The following is a 16,042-nucleotide window of genomic DNA, read 5'->3' on the forward strand; positions in this document are numbered from 1 at the left end:
TAAAATTTTCAGGTTTTGTTAAAACCAGCAAGGGCAGGAGCGGGATGATGGGCATCTGTCAAGTAAGTGCTACCTTTGTATATTGAACAAACTTTAGAAGAAAAGGCTATGTCAAAGAAAACGATAGGTTTGACGATATTCTTTGTGGTATTGAGTATAGTGTTTTTGGGATATGCAGGATATGTCATCAAAGGCGAAAGGGGTACATTTTTCGGCGTGGAAAAATTACCGGTGCTGGGTTCACCGGGCCACACGGTTCCGGGGTTTTCTTTTACTGACCAGGAGGGCAATACCCGCACGCAGCACGATGTAAAAGGCAAAATTTACGTGTCCGAATACTTTTTCACCACCTGCACCGGCATCTGCCCGAAAATGAATGCCAACATGGAAAAGGTGTATAAGGAATACAAGGATAAACCGGATTTCCTGATACTTTCCCATACAGTGGACCCTGATCACGACAGCGTACCGGTGCTGAAGACCTATGCAGCCAAACACGGGGCCGACAGCAAAAACTGGTGGTTCCTCACCGGGGATAAAAAGCAACTCTACCGGCTGGCGCGCCAGGGTTACCTGGTGGATGACGGCACTCCCGGCGGCGATGAAGACTTCGTTCATACCCAATGGTTTGCGCTGGTAGACAAGAAGGGGCAGATCCGCGGGCTGTACGAAGGCACCAAAACGCAGGATGTACAAAAGCTGATCGTTGATATAGACCGATTAATGAAAGAATAAAGCTCTTGATTATGGGCACCAAACAGCAAATATCAGAAAGGATCACGGCGCTGCTGAAAGAAAGTAAGCTGAGCGTGACAGAAACCAGGGTGAAGATCCTGGAGCTGTTCATGAAAAGCAATGGCGCGCTCGAACACAGTGACATTGAAACCCAAACCGGGCAGTCGTTTGACAGAGTAACGGTGTACCGTACCCTGCAAACTTTTCTAGATAAAGGAATTATTCATAAAATTCCAACAACTGACACATCTGTGCGTTATGCAGTATGTAAGTCGGAATGCTCGGAGCATGACCATCATGATCATCATGTGCATTTCAAGTGCGAAAGCTGTGGCACCACCACCTGCCTCGATGAAACGAATATCCCGGAAATCTCGCTGCCAAAGGGTTATGCAGCGCATAATGTGGAAGTAGTGGTGAGCGGGGTTTGCAAGACTTGTAAATAACCGGATGGGGGTAAATTTTCTGGTTGGATTTGTAGGTGGAGAATAATGAGATAGGTTTAAGATATAATCCGGTTGGATTGTTTGTGAAGAAATAACCAGATGGGTTTAAGATATTATCCGGTTGGATTTGTTTGTGAAGAAATAACCAGATGGGTTTAAGATATTATCCGGTTCAATTTGTTGGTGAAGAAATAACCAGATAGGTTTAAGATATTATCCGATTCAATTTGTTTGTGAAAAAGTAACCAGATAAGTCCAAGATATTATCCGATTCAATTTGTTTGTGAAAAAAGCCGGTCCACATGGACCGGCTTTCCTGCTTTATATGGCCTAAAGTTTATCCATTTCCTGTTTTACGAAATCTGCCAGGTCCTTTACATAAGCCGGCGAGAAGTCGAATTTAATACCCGCCGCCTTGTACAGTTCAGGCAGCGTTTTGGTGCCGCCCAGGCTCAGCGCGGCCACGTAGTTATCCAGCGCCTGCTGCGGGTTTTCCTTGTATTGCTTCCACATGGCGATGGCGCCCAGCTGCGCAATACCGTATTCGATATAGTAAAACGGTACTTCGAAGAGGTGGAGCTGCCGCTGCCAGGCCGTTTCGCGAAAAGCTTCCAGGCCTGACCAATCCACCACGTTAGGGGAAAACTCGTCCTGGATCTCATTCCATTTGGCCGTGCGATCTGCTGCGGTATGGTCCGGATGCTCATATACCCAATGCTGGAATTTATCGATAATGGCGATCCATGGGAAAATGCTGATGGAGCGCTCGAGTTGCTGGCGTTTGGCGCGGCGGAGTTCCTCCTCGTTGTCGAAGAAGATATGCCAGTGGTCCATGGTGAAGAGTTCCATGCTCATACTGGCCACTTCGGCAATTTCCATCGGGTATTCCTTAAAGGCCGCCAGTGGCAGGTTATGCGCCAGGAAGGAATGTACGGCATGGCCGCCTTCATGCACCATGGTGGTGAGGTCGCGCATCTGGCCGGCGGCATTCATGAAGATGAACGGCACGCCGGTTTCCGCCAGCGGACAGTTGTAACCGCCGGGGGCTTTGCCTTTGCGGCTTTCCAGGTCCAGGTGTTTCATTTGCTTCATTACCCGGAGGCAGTTGCCAAAGAAAGGCCCCAGTTCGTCGAAAGTTTTGGTGGCTTTATCCACCAGTTCATCGCCGGTATGGAATGGCTCCAGTGGTTTTACGCCTTCCGGTTCCGCATCGGTATCCCAGGGGCGCAGGGTATTCAGTTCCAGCCGGCGGCGCTGGTATTCCAGGATATCCTTCACCAGCGGCACGATATGCGTTTTTACAGCTTCGTGAAACTGGAAGCAGTCTTCCTTGGTATAGTCGAAACGGCCCAGCTCCACGAACTTATAATCGCGGTAGTTGGCGTAGCCTGCGTTTTTGGCTACCTGGTCGCGTTTGAGTACCAGTTCGGTATATAATTTATCCAGGGCTTCGCGGTCCTGCAGGCGGCGTTCGCCGGTTTTCATGAACACTTCTTCGCGCAGGGCCCTGTCGCTGCTTTGCAGGAATTTAGCCGCCTGTTGCAGCGTATATTCCTGGCCGTTAACCGTTACGGTTTGTTTGCCGGAGATGGCGCCGTATTGCTGGGCGGTAACGCTCAGCTCTGCCTGCAGGGGGATGTTCTCCTCCCGGAAGAGTTTTACCTGCTTTTCTACATTGCGGAGGTAGGTTTTATACAGTTCCTGGTCCAGCTCTTTCAGGTAAGGGCTGGCCAGCAGCTTTTTATTGATGGCATCTGCATAAGGCTGCATTTTGGGTTGTATTTCCATGCAGAAGAAGGCAAATGCTTCCTCGAGGGATTTATCAGTGGTATCGCAGGTCATGCGGATCTGGCGCCAGCAGGCGTCCTCACTGATTACCGCTTCGAGTTCGTTGATATCTTTGAGCCATTTTTCCAGTTCGGCTACGTTGCTGATGGGGCGTTGCTGCAGTTCATCGTAATAGGGCTGCAGTGCTTCCCAGGTGGTCACTTTAAAATCTTCGGGGAGAAAGTGACGGGGAGTTTTCTTAATGTCTGCGCTTAAATTCTTCATCTTACTAAAATAAAAAATTCCAGGCTTCCCGAGGGCAGCCTGGAATAATAGTTATGTTAAAAATCCGGAGATTACTCTTCGGTTTTCTTTTTGCGTGGTTTAGCGGCTTTTTTAGGCTCTTCACCTTCAGCGGCTTCTTCTTTTTTAGCTTTCGCAGCTTTTTTAGGTTTTTCTTCACCTGCAGCCTCTTCGCCTTCAGCTTTCGCTGCTTTCTTAGCGCGTGGCTTTTTAGGTTTTTCCTCTTCGGCTACTGCGGTAGCTTCAGCAGGAGCAGCTGCGGCTGCTTTGGTTTTTTTCTCCTTTGCCGGAGCAGCGGCAACTTCTTCAGCTACTGCTTCTTCAGCGCCTTCTTCTGCCAGAATTTCTTCAAATTTCAACAGGTTATTGGCTTTCAGGATGGCATACCATTTAACCATTTTTTTCATATCGCTCACATACACCCTGTCTTCATCGAAGTCAGGATATACATTCTTGAAGTAGGCTTTGATAGCATTGTTATCAGCTTTCGCATCCAGTGGAGGGAAGGCTGCAGCTTTTTCGTCCATCGCTTTGAAAACTTCCGCCAGGTTTACGTTTTCGCCGGTGGTAAAAACTTCAATACTTTCCAGTGGAGTAAAATTATGCACGCGGGAAGACACAAACCTGGTGCTTTTATCTTCCAGTGACCTAACGATGGCGCCATCTTGTTTGCTGGCTATTAACTGAAACAAACCGCCCAATCCGGTTACTGCAACAATTTCTCTGTACTGCATGTTCAAATTTTTAGGAAGCGCAAATATAAATAATTCTAATAGATTGCCCACTGACAAATTTACCGTTGCAATATGCGGTTGTCAGCAAGCCGGATCAATTCAAATTTCTTGCCATCACAACCGGCTCTTTCCAAAGCCGGTTCTGACCTTTGGGGTTAAATATTTCGATTAAAAATATATAAACACCTGCCGGCAAAAGTACTTTTTTTTCATCACATCCGTCCCAGGTCCAGGTGGCAACACCGGATAACAGTTGGTTCCTGACCAATGTACGTATATGCCTGCCTGTTATATCGTATATCGCTACGGTTCCCATCCACTGCTGGTTTCCCAGCTCGAGGGTACAGGCAGCCACCTGCTGGCCAAGGCTGGATTGCGGCGTAAAAAAAGGCGACATACTACTGATTTTTGGCGCCTCGCCCGCGCCGGCGGTCGCTGCGTTGATCCATCCCGGGGTGGCGTACCCTTCGTTGGATGGGGTGGAAGCCCAGTTTTCCGGGATTTCCGCCGGGCGCTCAAAACTAATCCTTGCCAGTGAGATGCCTTCGCCGTCGCGCAATAGCCGGAAATGCCAGTCGGGGCTGTATTTCAGCACATCCTGCACAACGGAGTCCGCGGAGAGGAGCTGCAACTGCCCGCCGGCCACGTAGGTAGCCGGCATATTGATTTCCTGTATGCCCCGGGGCTGCCTGCACGGGTACTTGCCGCACAGCGCCAAAGCGTTGGAAGTGAAGGCCAGGCATTGGCCCGGGAGGAGGAGGCGGTGATCGTTACTTAGCCGTTTGCCGGCATCGGCGCTTCCATCTCCCCTGATATTCCGGAATATACACTGCTGCAGGTCTACCGCATGCAGTCCGTTGTTTACCACCTCCACAAAAGCGGGCGCCTCTTTGCCGGGGTCAAAGAGTACCTCGCTGAAACGCAGCTGCCCGGTAGCCGCGGGTAAGGGGAGGGCTAACGGCATATCCGTGTACGCCAGGCTTTCCAGGCCGGTGCAGCTGATAAGTTTTTTGGTATGAAGGAGGTATTGCTGCCCCGGCAGCAATGGCATCTCCCATTCCACTAACACCCTGTCAAACAGGGGCGGTGTAACAGTTACCCGATGGGGTTTGCCTACGCCGGCCATCCCGGCGGTAGTCAGTTCGTAATTGGCCGGATCGGCTGCTGCTGCACTATCCAGCGGTATGGCAAAAACCAGTTGGGAATGTTGACTATCCGGCATAGCGCTGTACAGCAGGTCAGGCCGCAAATGCTCATCCCAGTCAGCCGCAGCGGCATTCAAACTCCCCGGCGTGCCGCCCGCCTCCGCCGTACTGGCCCGCCAGTTGGATTTCCCTGCGCAGGGAACAGCATCGTTCACCATTTCCAGGCTGTAGCCGCCGTCATCCCTGGCGGGATGGCCATACCAGCTACGGTTATACGAAACGGCATGTATCACCTCCCGCTGCGGATTATATAATACGATCAACCCTGTATCATCCGCAATGGGTAACCAGCGCGGCAAAGGGATAGTATTGGCATGCAAAAAGCTGTCCGCCGCAGCCTGCGGGCACAATAGTCCCGGCCCCCCAGGCGGCAGGGTGACTGCGGGCAACATTACCTCGCGGCTGTTTACCTTTAAAATGCAACCCTTCAGCGGTAGCGGGTAATTTGTCCGGTTCAGTATTTCCAGGTATTCCACCGGCGGAAGGCCCTTTACCGGCGTAGGTTTGGCCATGATCTCATGAATCGCCAGGTCATGGATATGTGGAATAATTGAATCTGTGTACAGGAAAAGCGTTGTATGCATGACCAATGCATGACAAACAAGGGTTAAAAACATAATAAAATAATTTAAAGAGAGGTTGAATTTACAGCACTTGAAAAGGTAATTCCTTTAGCAGATGTTAATGGCTGATAAAAACATGACAGAGATTATGAAAAGAGCCAATGATATATTAATTTTGGCCTTCCTAAAAATTAAAATGTAAAATAAAATGAAAGTTGCCGTAGTAGGAGCTACCGGACTGGTAGGCTCAAAAATGTTACAAGTGCTGACAGAAAGGAATTTCCCTGTCACAGAATTGATTCCAGTGGCTTCAGAGAAGTCAGTAGGTAAGGAAGTAACATTTAAGGGCAAGGGCTATAAGGTGGTTAGTGCAGATACGGCAATTGCCATGAAACCAAATGTAGCGATCTTCTCCGCCGGCGGTAGCACTTCTTTGGAGTGGGCGCCTAAATTCGCCGCAGCGGGCATTACGGTGATCGACAACTCCAGCGCATGGCGTATGGACCCCACCAAAAAACTGGTAGTACCGGAAGTAAACGGGGACGCGCTGACGCCTGAAGATAAAATCATTGCAAACCCTAACTGCTCTACCATCCAGATGGTATTGGTATTAAAACCATTGCACGAGCAATATAAAATCAAACGCGTAGTAGTTTCCACTTACCAGTCAGTAACCGGTACCGGCGTTAAAGCGGTAAACCAGTTGATGAATGAAAGGCAGGGCATCCAGGGCGAAATGGCGTATGCTTACCCGATCGACCTGAACGTTATTCCTCAGATCGACGTATTTCTCGACAACGGCTATACGAAAGAGGAAATGAAAATGACCAACGAAACCAAAAAGATCATGGGCGACGACCAGATACAGGTAACGGCAACCACTGTACGAATTCCTGTAATGGGCGGTCATAGCGAAGCGGTAAATATCGAGTTTGATAAGGAATACGAATTGGCGGATATCCGTTCCATACTGGCTAAAACGCCAGGCGTGATCGTGGTAGACAACCCTTCCAAAGCCGAGTATCCAATGCCTAAGGATGCGCATGATAAAGACGAAGTTTTTGTAGGCCGCATCCGCAGGGATGAAACCCAGCCTAAAACCGTGAACATGTGGATAGTAGCGGATAACCTGAGAAAAGGCGCTGCTACCAACGCCGTTCAGATCGCAGAGTACCTGCTGGCTAAAAACTGGCTGTAGTCATACTGTTGTGCTATGCCCCGCTTCCAAAATAAGGGCGGCGCCTTAGTACCGGTAACGGATAAACGAAGAATTATTTATAACATATTAAAAGCAAGCGAATTACCGCTTGCTTTTTTTTATTCTTTTTATAATAACATAACTTTCGACGTGTAAAAATTACACGGAAGTAGTATTGATTTGTGGTAGATAAAATTCAATTTTGGTATTAATAATCCTATGCCAGCTAAACTGATTCTGAGTAGTCCGATTTTAGAGCGCGTGTGAACTTTTTCGCTATTGTCTAACGAAAACACCCTTAAGTCCTATGAAAACCAACACCAATCGTGAGCTTTTGTTAATGCACAAGTTTACCGAAGAGTGGAGCAGTAACTTTTCCTCCCAGGTATCCAGGATCATGAACATTGTTGATCAGCAGGATACATTGGACGGCATTATTCCAATTGTAGAAGTAGCTAATGTTTACAATCAAAAATTTGCACACACCAGAACTGATAAGGAAGAACTCCTGAAAAGCAGGAAAGCGCGACCTTTTGAGTTTCTGATCCACAAGAATTAAGGGTTTTTTATGGCCGGCTGCAATTTATTAACCGGGCGGGATCAATCCATCGCCCGGTTAATAAATTGCAGCAAGGGTTGCATCAGGGAAAATGTCTTGAGTATATCTCTAACCAGCGCAGGCTGAACTACTGCATCGTCCGGGAGCGTACGGGTGACCACCAGGCTTTTGAGCCGGAGGTAGGCAATGGCCGGGTTGTCCGGCTGGTAGCCCTGCGGCGCTGTTTTCAGGGATTCCCCTTCTATCTTCCCGAAATGTTTGATAAACTCTTTATTGGAAATGATGCTTTCGAATTCCTCGAAATTGTAGTCAATTTCCTGCCTGACCTTTTTCAGTACCGGGGCGGGGGGCATCCAGAGGCCGCCACCGGCAAAACTGTTTCCGCCGGGCTCCAGGTGGAAATAATAACCCGCCAGCGGCGATTTCTTGCCACCCTGCTGGAAAGCAGCGCCCATATTCGTTTTATAAGGCGTCTTGTCCTTGGAGAACCTCACATCTTTATATATCCTGAAAACGCAATCTTTTACCTGTAACCCTGCCAGGGTGGGGTCCTGCTTTTGCAGGCCGTCAATCACCTGCTGCACCAGCGTTTCAAAATCCTCTTTGGCAGCTTCATATTCCTGCCGGTGATCATCAAACCAGGGTTTGGTATTATGTTGTTTTAAAGTCCGCAGAAACTTTAACGTGGAAGACTGTAACATTATCGGGAATTAATTTTTCCCAAGATAATAATTGTTACGAAGAAGTGCATCCTGTTCCCCATAACAAGTGGGAAACCCTGCGGAGCCAGGGGCGGCCGCAGGGCATTTTCTCATAAAAGCAGCAGGCAGGTTATAATCCTTCGTAGGTGTTAAAAGTGGTATGTTGCAGCAAATAATACGTTGGCAGTAGTAGTGGTGGCAGCGCCATCCTTTTTCTGGAACAGGTCCACGGAAGACTTGTCAAACCTGAATTCCGGGATTAATGTTAGGTTTCCTATCTTATAGTTGAAGGACAGGGTACCGGCCACGATGTTTCCTCCTTCCGGAGAGGCCGCATACACTTTGAGCGCATCCTTGTCGCTGAAATATTCTCCTCTCAGCGTCAGGCCGAATTTATCCGTAAAATCGGCATTGATGTACAGGGCAGATCCCCACCATTTCGTATTGGCATTGGCTTCTCCCTTCAATTTGGTATCGAGGTAGGTGCTGTAGGTACCGTTATAGCCCAGGCCGAATTTCTCCGTGATCTGGTAAGTGGCTACTACGTCCACCTGGTGGTTTTGCACACCGCTGGTATCTTTTCCTTCCAGGTAGTTGAGGTATAATTTAACCGGAGTTTCTGCCGGCGCCCAACCGAGTTGCGCACCAATGTATTTATGACTGTTTAAGGTCACAGACTTCAGGTCCGTCGGGTTAAAAACGCCCACCATGGCGGAGAGGGAAGAGGTCAGCGCCAGGTCCGCCTTCACGCCCGTGTGGAAGAAGGGGCCGTAGCTGAACATATAGCTCATGCTATAGTTCCGGTTGAGATACGCATCCACCAGCTCGTAGCCTACGTGCGTACCGTAGCTACCCATGCTCAATTTAATTTTATCAGTTACCTGGTAGGACACATACAATTGTTTGATGGCCATGGATAAGCCATTGGCGGAACCGGGTACATCGTTGTAAGAAAATTCACCGGCACGTTTTCCAAATCCCAGGTCGGCTACTATACTACCTTTTTTAAAGCTATGTTCCGCTTTCAGCGATACCATACCCAGCTCAAAGGAGTTGTGGGAGTTGGTAAAGCTGGTTTTATTATCCGTATAGTTACCGTTCAGGTTGTATTTATAATATACATCCGCAGAACCGGATAATTTAAATGCCGGGGCAGTAGTCGTATCTGTCGATGTTTGTGCATTTGCAGACAATAAGCTGCCAGTCGCGAATAAGGTGGTAAGCATTCGTTTCATTTACGTATGAATTTGGTTGATAAAATGGTAAGACGTATAAATGCTGCCTTTTCTGCGTTGTTTTGGGGATGCGTGCGTACTTTACGCGGGTTCGTTTTAAGCTACAATACTCAATAAGTAACGTGCATGCGATAGCTTGGCTAGTTAGGAACGGATAGTTAACGAAGCCGCTTGCAGGCAGTTCCACCATTGTCGGCTTCCTGCGTTAACTATCCATTCCAGGGTCTTCTAACGTGTCCGGATATACGAACAGTTATTAATACAGTTGATAAAGGTCCAGATCAAAGAACTTTAATTCATTTGCTATGTTAAAGTGGCGCGTTGTTCAGGAGTGCGCCAGTTCTGCTTCTTCTTTCAGGTCTCCTTCAGTATCTACAGTCATCAGCGCAGGATGATAACTTTCGTTGTGCTGGGTAGCATCCAGGCCGAGGGATTCTTCATCGTCGCTAACGCGCAGCGGGTGAACCCAGTCGATCACTTTGAAGATGCCGTAGGATACCGCGAAGCTGTATGCTACTACGAGGAACAGGCCCAGCGCCTGGTTTTTGAACAGCTCGAAGTTACCATAGAACAGGCCGTCATTACCTGCGCTGTTGATAGCTTTGGTAGCAAATACGCCGGTGAGGAGCATACCTACCATACCGCCTACGCCATGGCAAGGGAATACGTCCAGGGTATCATCGATGCTGGTTTTGGATTTCCAGTGAACCATCATGTTAGAGATGATCGCAGCAACAAATCCGATGAATATACTTTGCGGGATAGCAACAAAGCCTGCGGCAGGCGTGATGGCAACCAGGCCAACTACAGCGCCGATACAGAAACCGAGAGCTGAAGGTTTGCGGCCACGCACCACATCAAAGAATACCCATGATAAACCGGCAGCAGCAGTAGCGGTATTGGTGGTTGCAAAAGCAGTTGCTGCGAGGTGGTTAGCGCCCAGGGCAGAGCCGGCGTTGAAACCGAACCAGCCGAACCAGAGCAAACCGGTGCCGAGGAGTACGAATGGAATATTTGCAGGTTGTAATTCTTTCTTTTCAATATGGTCTTTCCTGCGTTTCAGCACAATAGCGCCGGCGAGGGCCGCGCAACCGGCAGAAATATGTACTACTGTACCGCCGGCGAAGTCGAGTACGCCCAGCTTAAACAGGATGCCATCCGGATGCCAGGTCCAGTGCGCAATTGGCGCATACACCAGGATGCTGAACAGCACCATAAACAGTACATAAGAGGTAAAACGGATTCTTTCCGCTACGGCGCCTACCACGAGGGCAGGAGTGATGATGGCGAACTTCATCTGGAAGAGCGCGAACAGCAGCAGCGGGATGGTAGGCGCAAGGCTCCAGGGTTCGCCGCTGCCTACATGGTTAAACATAAAAAAGGTGGTGGGGTCACCGATCAGTCCTCCGTGGGACTTACCAAATGCCAGACTAAAGCCAACAACTACCCAAACAATGCTGATAAGGCCGGTAGCAATGAAGCTTTGCATCATTGTGGAGATTACGTTCTTTCTATTCACCATACCGCCATAGAAGAAGGATAATCCCGGGGTCATTAAAAATACCAGTGAAGATGCTACCAGAATCCAGGCGATGTCAGAGGTATTATATTTACTAGCATCTGCATAGGATGGAAGAGTGGGTATAAAAATCCCGATTGTGGCAACTACCGCTAAAAAAATAAAGGGTAGATAGTCTTGGAATGATTTTTTCATCATAGCATTTGATTTTAAATTTCTCAAATAAAAGTAGGAGCGAAATTTAAAACGTCAAATAGATGGGCTTAAAAATAGAATTCTTTGAATTTAAGGGCTAAATATTGAGCCGGTTCTAATCAAATAATAATTAATTATAATATTAATTATTGTTTTTTAGGATATGGGGAAAGATTTAAGGCCGCTTATAAGTGTTAAAACGTTCACAATCACTTATTTACGTAAACGTTATGCCAAGGTTAACAAATTTCTAAAATGGTGGCAACAGTTGCTACTGCAATTAAGAAAACATCACATTAAATAATTTACTATAAGTAAAATACGTATGAAATTTTTTTTAAGACGAAATGAAATCGCCTATATCATATAATAAATAATTACATATATGATATAGGCGATTGAATGTTTAATTATTCCGTCTGGAGGCAAAAAATTGTGGTTTTTAGCCTTTCATTTCCTGCAGTTCCCTTTCCATGGCAAACATTTGATCCCTTAAACGGGCTGCTTCCATAAAATCGAGGTCCCTTGAGGCCTTTTCCATTTCCTTCTTCACCCTGGATATGGCTTTTTCCATTTGCGGAATGGTTTTCACCGTTGCGGCGGATGATTTGGCTACTTCCATCGCTGCTTCCGCTACCAGGGTTACCTCATCATGCACGGCATAAGGGGAGTTCTCGTCGTAATTCTTTATTTCCAGCACGCCGGTTTGCGCCAGGATCTGCTCTTTGCTCTTACGTACCGTACGTGGCGTAATGCCATGTTCGATATTATAGGCAATCTGTTTTTCCCGGCGGCGGTTGGTTTCATCAATCGTTTTCTGCATACTGTCGGTAATCTTATCGGCGTAAAAGATTACCAGCCCATCTACGTTACGGGCGGCGCGGCCGGCCGTTTGGGTCAGGGAGCGTTCGTCGCGGAGGAAACCTTCCTTATCCGCGTCCAGGATAGCCACCAGGGATACTTCCGGCAAGTCCAGCCCTTCCCTCAGCAGGTTCACCCCTACCAGCACGTCGATATTACCCAGGCGCAGGTCGCGTAGGATTTCGATGCGTTCCAGGGTATCCACTTCGGAGTGGATGTACCTGGATTTAATATTAATACGCTGCAGGTACTTGTCCATTTCCTCGGCCATACGTTTGGTGAGGGTGGTAACGAGTACGCGGTCCCCTTTCTGCACACGGCGGTCTATTTCGTCCAGCAGGTCATCCACCTGGTTAACGCTGGGCCTGATCTCAATAGGCGGCTCCAGGAGCCCGGTGGGTCGTACCACTTGCTCTACCACCACCCCTTCCGTCTTCTTCAGCTCATATTCGCCGGGGGTAGCGCTCACAAAGATGGCCTGGTTAATCAGGTTCTCGAACTCGAAGAAGTTCAAAGGCCGGTTATCCAGTGCGGAAGGCAGGCGGAAGCCATATTCCACCAGGTTCAGTTTACGGGAGCGGTCGCCGCCGTACATACCGCCAATCTGCGGCACGGTTACGTGGCTCTCGTCTATGACCAGCAGGTAATCTTTCGGGAAGTAGTCCAACAGGCAGAAGGGGCGGGTACCCGGCGTACGCCTGTCCAGGAACCTGGAATAGTTCTCAATACCGCTGCAGTAACCCAATTCCCGGATCATTTCCAGGTCGTAGTTCACACGTTCCGAGAGGCGCTGCGCTTCTATGAGTTTCCCGTTGGCCTTGAAGTATTCCACCTGTGCCATCAGTTCATCCTGTATTTCGTAGATGATTTGCTGCATCATATCCTTTGGCGCCAGGTAGAGGTTAGCCGGGAATATGGCGGCATTGTCCATCTTCCCGATACGTTTACCGTTCTGCACATCGAAGCTTTCTATTTCTTCGATCTCATCTCCAAAGAAGGTAATGCGGTAGCCGTAGTCCACATACGGGAGGTTGATATCCACCGTATCTCCCTGTACGCGGAAGTTACCGCGGTTGAAATCCCCGGTGGTGCGGGTATAAAGAGAGTTCACCAGGCCATGCAGGAAAGTATTGCGGCTGATGGTTTGCCCCTGGTGGATGCGGATGATACCGTTTTCGTAATCCGTAGGGTTACCCATACCATAAATGCAGGAAACGCTGGCTACCACGATGATATCCCGCCGGCCGGAAAGCAGGTTGGAAGTGGCTTTGAGGCGGAGTTTATCCAGCTCCTCATTAATGGCCAGGTCTTTTTCGATATAGGTATCGCTCACCGGCATGTAGGCTTCCGGCTGGTAGTAGTCGTAGTACGACACGAAGTACTCCACGGCATTATCCGGGAAGAACTGGCGCAGCTCCCCGTACAGCTGGGCCACGAGCGTTTTGTTGTGGGTCAACACCAATGTAGGGCGTTGTACTTGCTGAATAACATTGGCGACAGTAAAGGTTTTACCCGAGCCGGTTACCCCGAGCAGGGTCTGAAACTGTTCACCTGCGTTGATGCCTTCAGTCAATTGTTTTATCGCTTCCGGCTGGTCACCAGCAGGAGCATAAGGCGCTTGTATCTTAAATGGCATAATGTGAATCTTAAATTGAGCAGTATGTAAAAATACTAAAGAAGTTGGGACAAAAGTGTTAAAAACCTCTTTACTTTTGCCCATTCAATCAGGAATAACAGTATGAGAAAAAAACTAATCTTTACCTTGCTGCTGGGTATTATGCTGCCTTTTGCCAGCTTCGCCTGGGGGCCAATCGGCCACCGCATCGTGGCGGAAATTGCCTATAACCATCTTACACCGCAGGCCCGCAAAGCGGTGGCAGCCATCCTCGGCCGTACTTCCATGGCCATGGTGGCTAACTGGCCGGATTTCATCAAGTCGGATACTACCCATAAATATGACCATACGAATACCTGGCATTACCTGGATTTTCCCGGCGGAATTGAGCGCACGGAATTTGATCAGCTGCTGAAAGCGGCCACCGGCGAAAACCTGTACACCGAAACCAATGCCATGATCAGGGACCTGAAAAACCGCCACCTGCCTAAGGAAGAAAAGGTATTTGCCCTTACTTTCCTCATTCACATGATCGGGGATATGCATCAGCCTTTGCATGTGGGCCGGGATGAGGATCAGGGCGGTAATAAAATTGCCGTTACCTGGTTTAATACGCCTTCTAACCTGCATCGCGTTTGGGACGAACAGTTAATTGAGTATCAACAGCTTAGCTATACTGAATATACAAAAGCGCTGGATATTGCCACTCCCGCGCAGGTAAAATCTTACCAGGCCGGTACTATTTCCGACTGGATGTTTGAATCCCACCTCCTGGCGGATAAGGTCTATGGTTATACCAAGCCGGATTCAAAACTGAGCTACCGGTATAATTATGTGTTTGTGAATGACTTGAATACGCAGCTGCTGAAGGGTGGTTTGCGATTGGCGGCTATTTTGAACGGGATTTTTAAATAGGGGTTATTTTCTGGCCTCAGCAAGCCGGGTATCGGCTACTGCAGGCATTGCTTATAAATGATTTATGACCCTGCCCGAAAGGGATTTATACTCCCTTCCCGGAGGGAACCCGGTAAAAGCAAGAGGGTGTATCAGCATTGATACACCCTCTTGCTTTTTATATGCCAGGTAATTACTATACCAGGTCGATGTCAAAGTTCACCAGTTGAACAAACTGGTTGATCCTGGAGTTGATTTCCTCTTTGGACACTTCCCTGATGCGGCCGGTACCGAACTGCTCCACGCAGAAGGAGGCCATAGCAGAACCTACGATAATCGCGGTTTTCATGTTTTCGAAGGAAATATCCCGGGTTTTAGCCAGGTAACCGATGAAGCCACCTGCGAAAGTATCGCCGGCGCCGGTTGGGTCAAATACGTCATCCAGCGGCATGGCAGGAGCGTAGAACACATGGTTTTCGTGGAACAGCAGCGCGCCGTGTTCCCCTTTTTTGATGATCAGGTAACGCGGACCCATGGTCAGGATCTTGCGGGCAGCCTTCACCAGACTGTATTCGCCGCTCAGCTGACGGGCTTCGCTATCGTTCACCATCAGTACGTCTACTCTTTTCAGCACTTTCAGCAGGTCGTCCAGGGCTACTTCCATCCAGAAGTTCATGGTATCCATAACGATCAGCTTAGGGCGTACCTTCAGCTGGTCGATCACGCTCATTTGTACCTGTGGAGTGAGGTTCCCGAGGATCAGGAACTCAGAACCCTGGTAGCTATCTGGTATAACAGGCTGAAAATCAGCCAGTACGTTCAGGTCGGTAACAAGGCTGTCGCGGGTATTCATATCCATATGATATCTGCCGGACCAATAGAAAGTTTTCTCGTCTTTCTTTACCTGTACGCCATCCATAGCTACGCCTTTAGCCGAGAGGGCCGCCAGTTCGGACTCGGGGAAATCGCCGCCAATTACGGAAACCTGGTTGATAGGGGTCACGAAATTGGATGCCGCCCAGGCAATATATGTTGCGGAACCACCAATGATCCTGCCTGATTTACCAAAGGGCGTTTCGATCTCGTCGAATGCCATGGTGCCTACTACTGTAAGTGACATACTATTTTTAGTTACTGGTTTAATTAGTTAATGATATACAAAACCCGGCAAAGGTAATATATCTGTCATAAATACATGGAAGATAATATTTATGGCAGGGGGGAGCCTGCGTAAGAGAACCTGGGTATAACAAAATGTAGCATGACACCCGGAAAAAATCTGCCCCCGGCCGGCCACTTTTATCTTTTCTAAAAAACCAGCTTATGGAAGTGTAACTATTACGGCTATACGAAATTAAAAATCCGTTGTTAAAAATGGTAGTTTGTATAAAGTGTATCGCAGCAAAAATGTTACACATCCCGCAAAAAAAATTTGTACCTGATTTACCGACTAAAAATTTTTATCTCTCTCAAAAGCAATACGGACAAGCAATTCAGCGGACAACCCGGATC

General features: G+C 48.4%; 13 protein-coding genes. 5 read left to right on the forward strand and 8 right to left on the reverse strand.

Going from position 1 to position 16,042, the window contains the following annotated elements; genetic code table 11:
• The first annotated feature begins 108 nt into the window (after positions 1-108).
• Together BOC67_RS16755 and BOC67_RS16760 are read left to right on the forward strand one after the other, a co-directional pair.
• Entirely contained in the window at positions 109-735 is a 627-nt protein-coding gene (locus BOC67_RS16755) for an SCO family protein (protein ID WP_291911780.1), read from the forward strand.
• Positions 736-746: 11 nt separating this feature from the next.
• Positions 747-1,181 (forward strand): Fur family transcriptional regulator, encoded by a 435-nt coding sequence (locus BOC67_RS16760; protein WP_291911782.1) that lies wholly within the window; start codon positions 747-749, stop codon positions 1,179-1,181.
• Between the two features lie 330 nt (positions 1,182-1,511).
• On the opposite strand, the gene BOC67_RS16765 is transcribed toward BOC67_RS16760, so the two are convergent.
• From BOC67_RS16765 to BOC67_RS16775, 3 genes are all read right to left on the reverse strand, one after another.
• Complete coding sequence (locus BOC67_RS16765; protein WP_291911783.1) at positions 1,512-3,233, reverse strand: M3 family oligoendopeptidase; 1,722 nt, start codon at positions 3,231-3,233, stop codon at positions 1,512-1,514.
• A gap of 71 nt (positions 3,234-3,304) precedes the next feature.
• Positions 3,305-3,985 (reverse strand): DUF5606 domain-containing protein, encoded by a 681-nt coding sequence (locus tag BOC67_RS16770; RefSeq protein WP_291911784.1) that lies wholly within the window; start codon positions 3,983-3,985, stop codon positions 3,305-3,307.
• A 94-nt stretch (positions 3,986-4,079) separates the two neighbouring features.
• Complete coding sequence (locus BOC67_RS16775) at positions 4,080-5,774, reverse strand: hypothetical protein (RefSeq protein WP_291911785.1); 1,695 nt, start codon at positions 5,772-5,774, stop codon at positions 4,080-4,082.
• A gap of 187 nt (positions 5,775-5,961) precedes the next feature.
• Between BOC67_RS16775 and BOC67_RS16780 the strand changes: the two genes are divergently transcribed.
• Positions 5,962-6,951, forward strand: coding sequence for an aspartate-semialdehyde dehydrogenase (locus BOC67_RS16780; protein WP_291911786.1), 990 nt, complete (start codon positions 5,962-5,964; stop codon positions 6,949-6,951).
• A gap of 307 nt (positions 6,952-7,258) precedes the next feature.
• Positions 7,259-7,510: a hypothetical protein gene (locus BOC67_RS16785; protein ID WP_291911787.1), complete on the forward strand. Its 252-nt coding sequence runs from the start codon at positions 7,259-7,261 to the stop codon at positions 7,508-7,510.
• Positions 7,511-7,551: 41 nt separating this feature from the next.
• On the opposite strand, the gene BOC67_RS16790 is transcribed toward BOC67_RS16785, so the two are convergent.
• The 4 genes from BOC67_RS16790 to uvrB form a co-directional block, all read right to left on the reverse strand.
• Positions 7,552-8,211 (reverse strand): DUF2461 domain-containing protein, encoded by a 660-nt coding sequence (locus tag BOC67_RS16790; protein WP_291911789.1) that lies wholly within the window; start codon positions 8,209-8,211, stop codon positions 7,552-7,554.
• A gap of 149 nt (positions 8,212-8,360) precedes the next feature.
• Complete coding sequence (locus BOC67_RS16795; RefSeq protein ID WP_291911790.1) at positions 8,361-9,446, reverse strand: porin; 1,086 nt, start codon at positions 9,444-9,446, stop codon at positions 8,361-8,363.
• A gap of 325 nt (positions 9,447-9,771) precedes the next feature.
• Positions 9,772-11,163 carry an ammonium transporter gene (locus BOC67_RS16800; protein WP_291911792.1) on the reverse strand — a complete coding sequence of 464 codons (1,392 nt, stop codon included), beginning with the start codon at positions 11,161-11,163 and terminating at the stop codon, positions 9,772-9,774.
• A 439-nt stretch (positions 11,164-11,602) separates the two neighbouring features.
• Positions 11,603-13,657, reverse strand: a complete 2,055-nt coding sequence (gene uvrB, locus BOC67_RS16805; RefSeq protein WP_291911793.1) for an excinuclease ABC subunit UvrB — start codon at positions 13,655-13,657, stop codon at positions 11,603-11,605.
• Positions 13,658-13,759: 102 nt separating this feature from the next.
• Here uvrB and BOC67_RS16810 point away from each other — a divergent pair, with 102 nt between their 5' ends.
• On the forward strand, positions 13,760-14,551 hold the full coding sequence (locus BOC67_RS16810) for a S1/P1 nuclease (protein WP_291911794.1): 792 nt from the start codon (positions 13,760-13,762) through the stop codon (positions 14,549-14,551).
• A 175-nt stretch (positions 14,552-14,726) separates the two neighbouring features.
• Here BOC67_RS16810 and BOC67_RS16815 read toward each other — a convergent pair whose 3' ends face one another.
• Positions 14,727-15,650: a PfkB family carbohydrate kinase gene (locus tag BOC67_RS16815; protein WP_291911795.1), complete on the reverse strand. Its 924-nt coding sequence runs from the start codon at positions 15,648-15,650 to the stop codon at positions 14,727-14,729.
• Positions 15,651-16,042: the final 392 nt, after the last annotated feature.

The organism is Chitinophaga sp. CB10 (genome assembly GCA_001870995.2).
Classification (GTDB): Bacteria; Bacteroidota; Bacteroidia; order Chitinophagales; family Chitinophagaceae; genus Chitinophaga.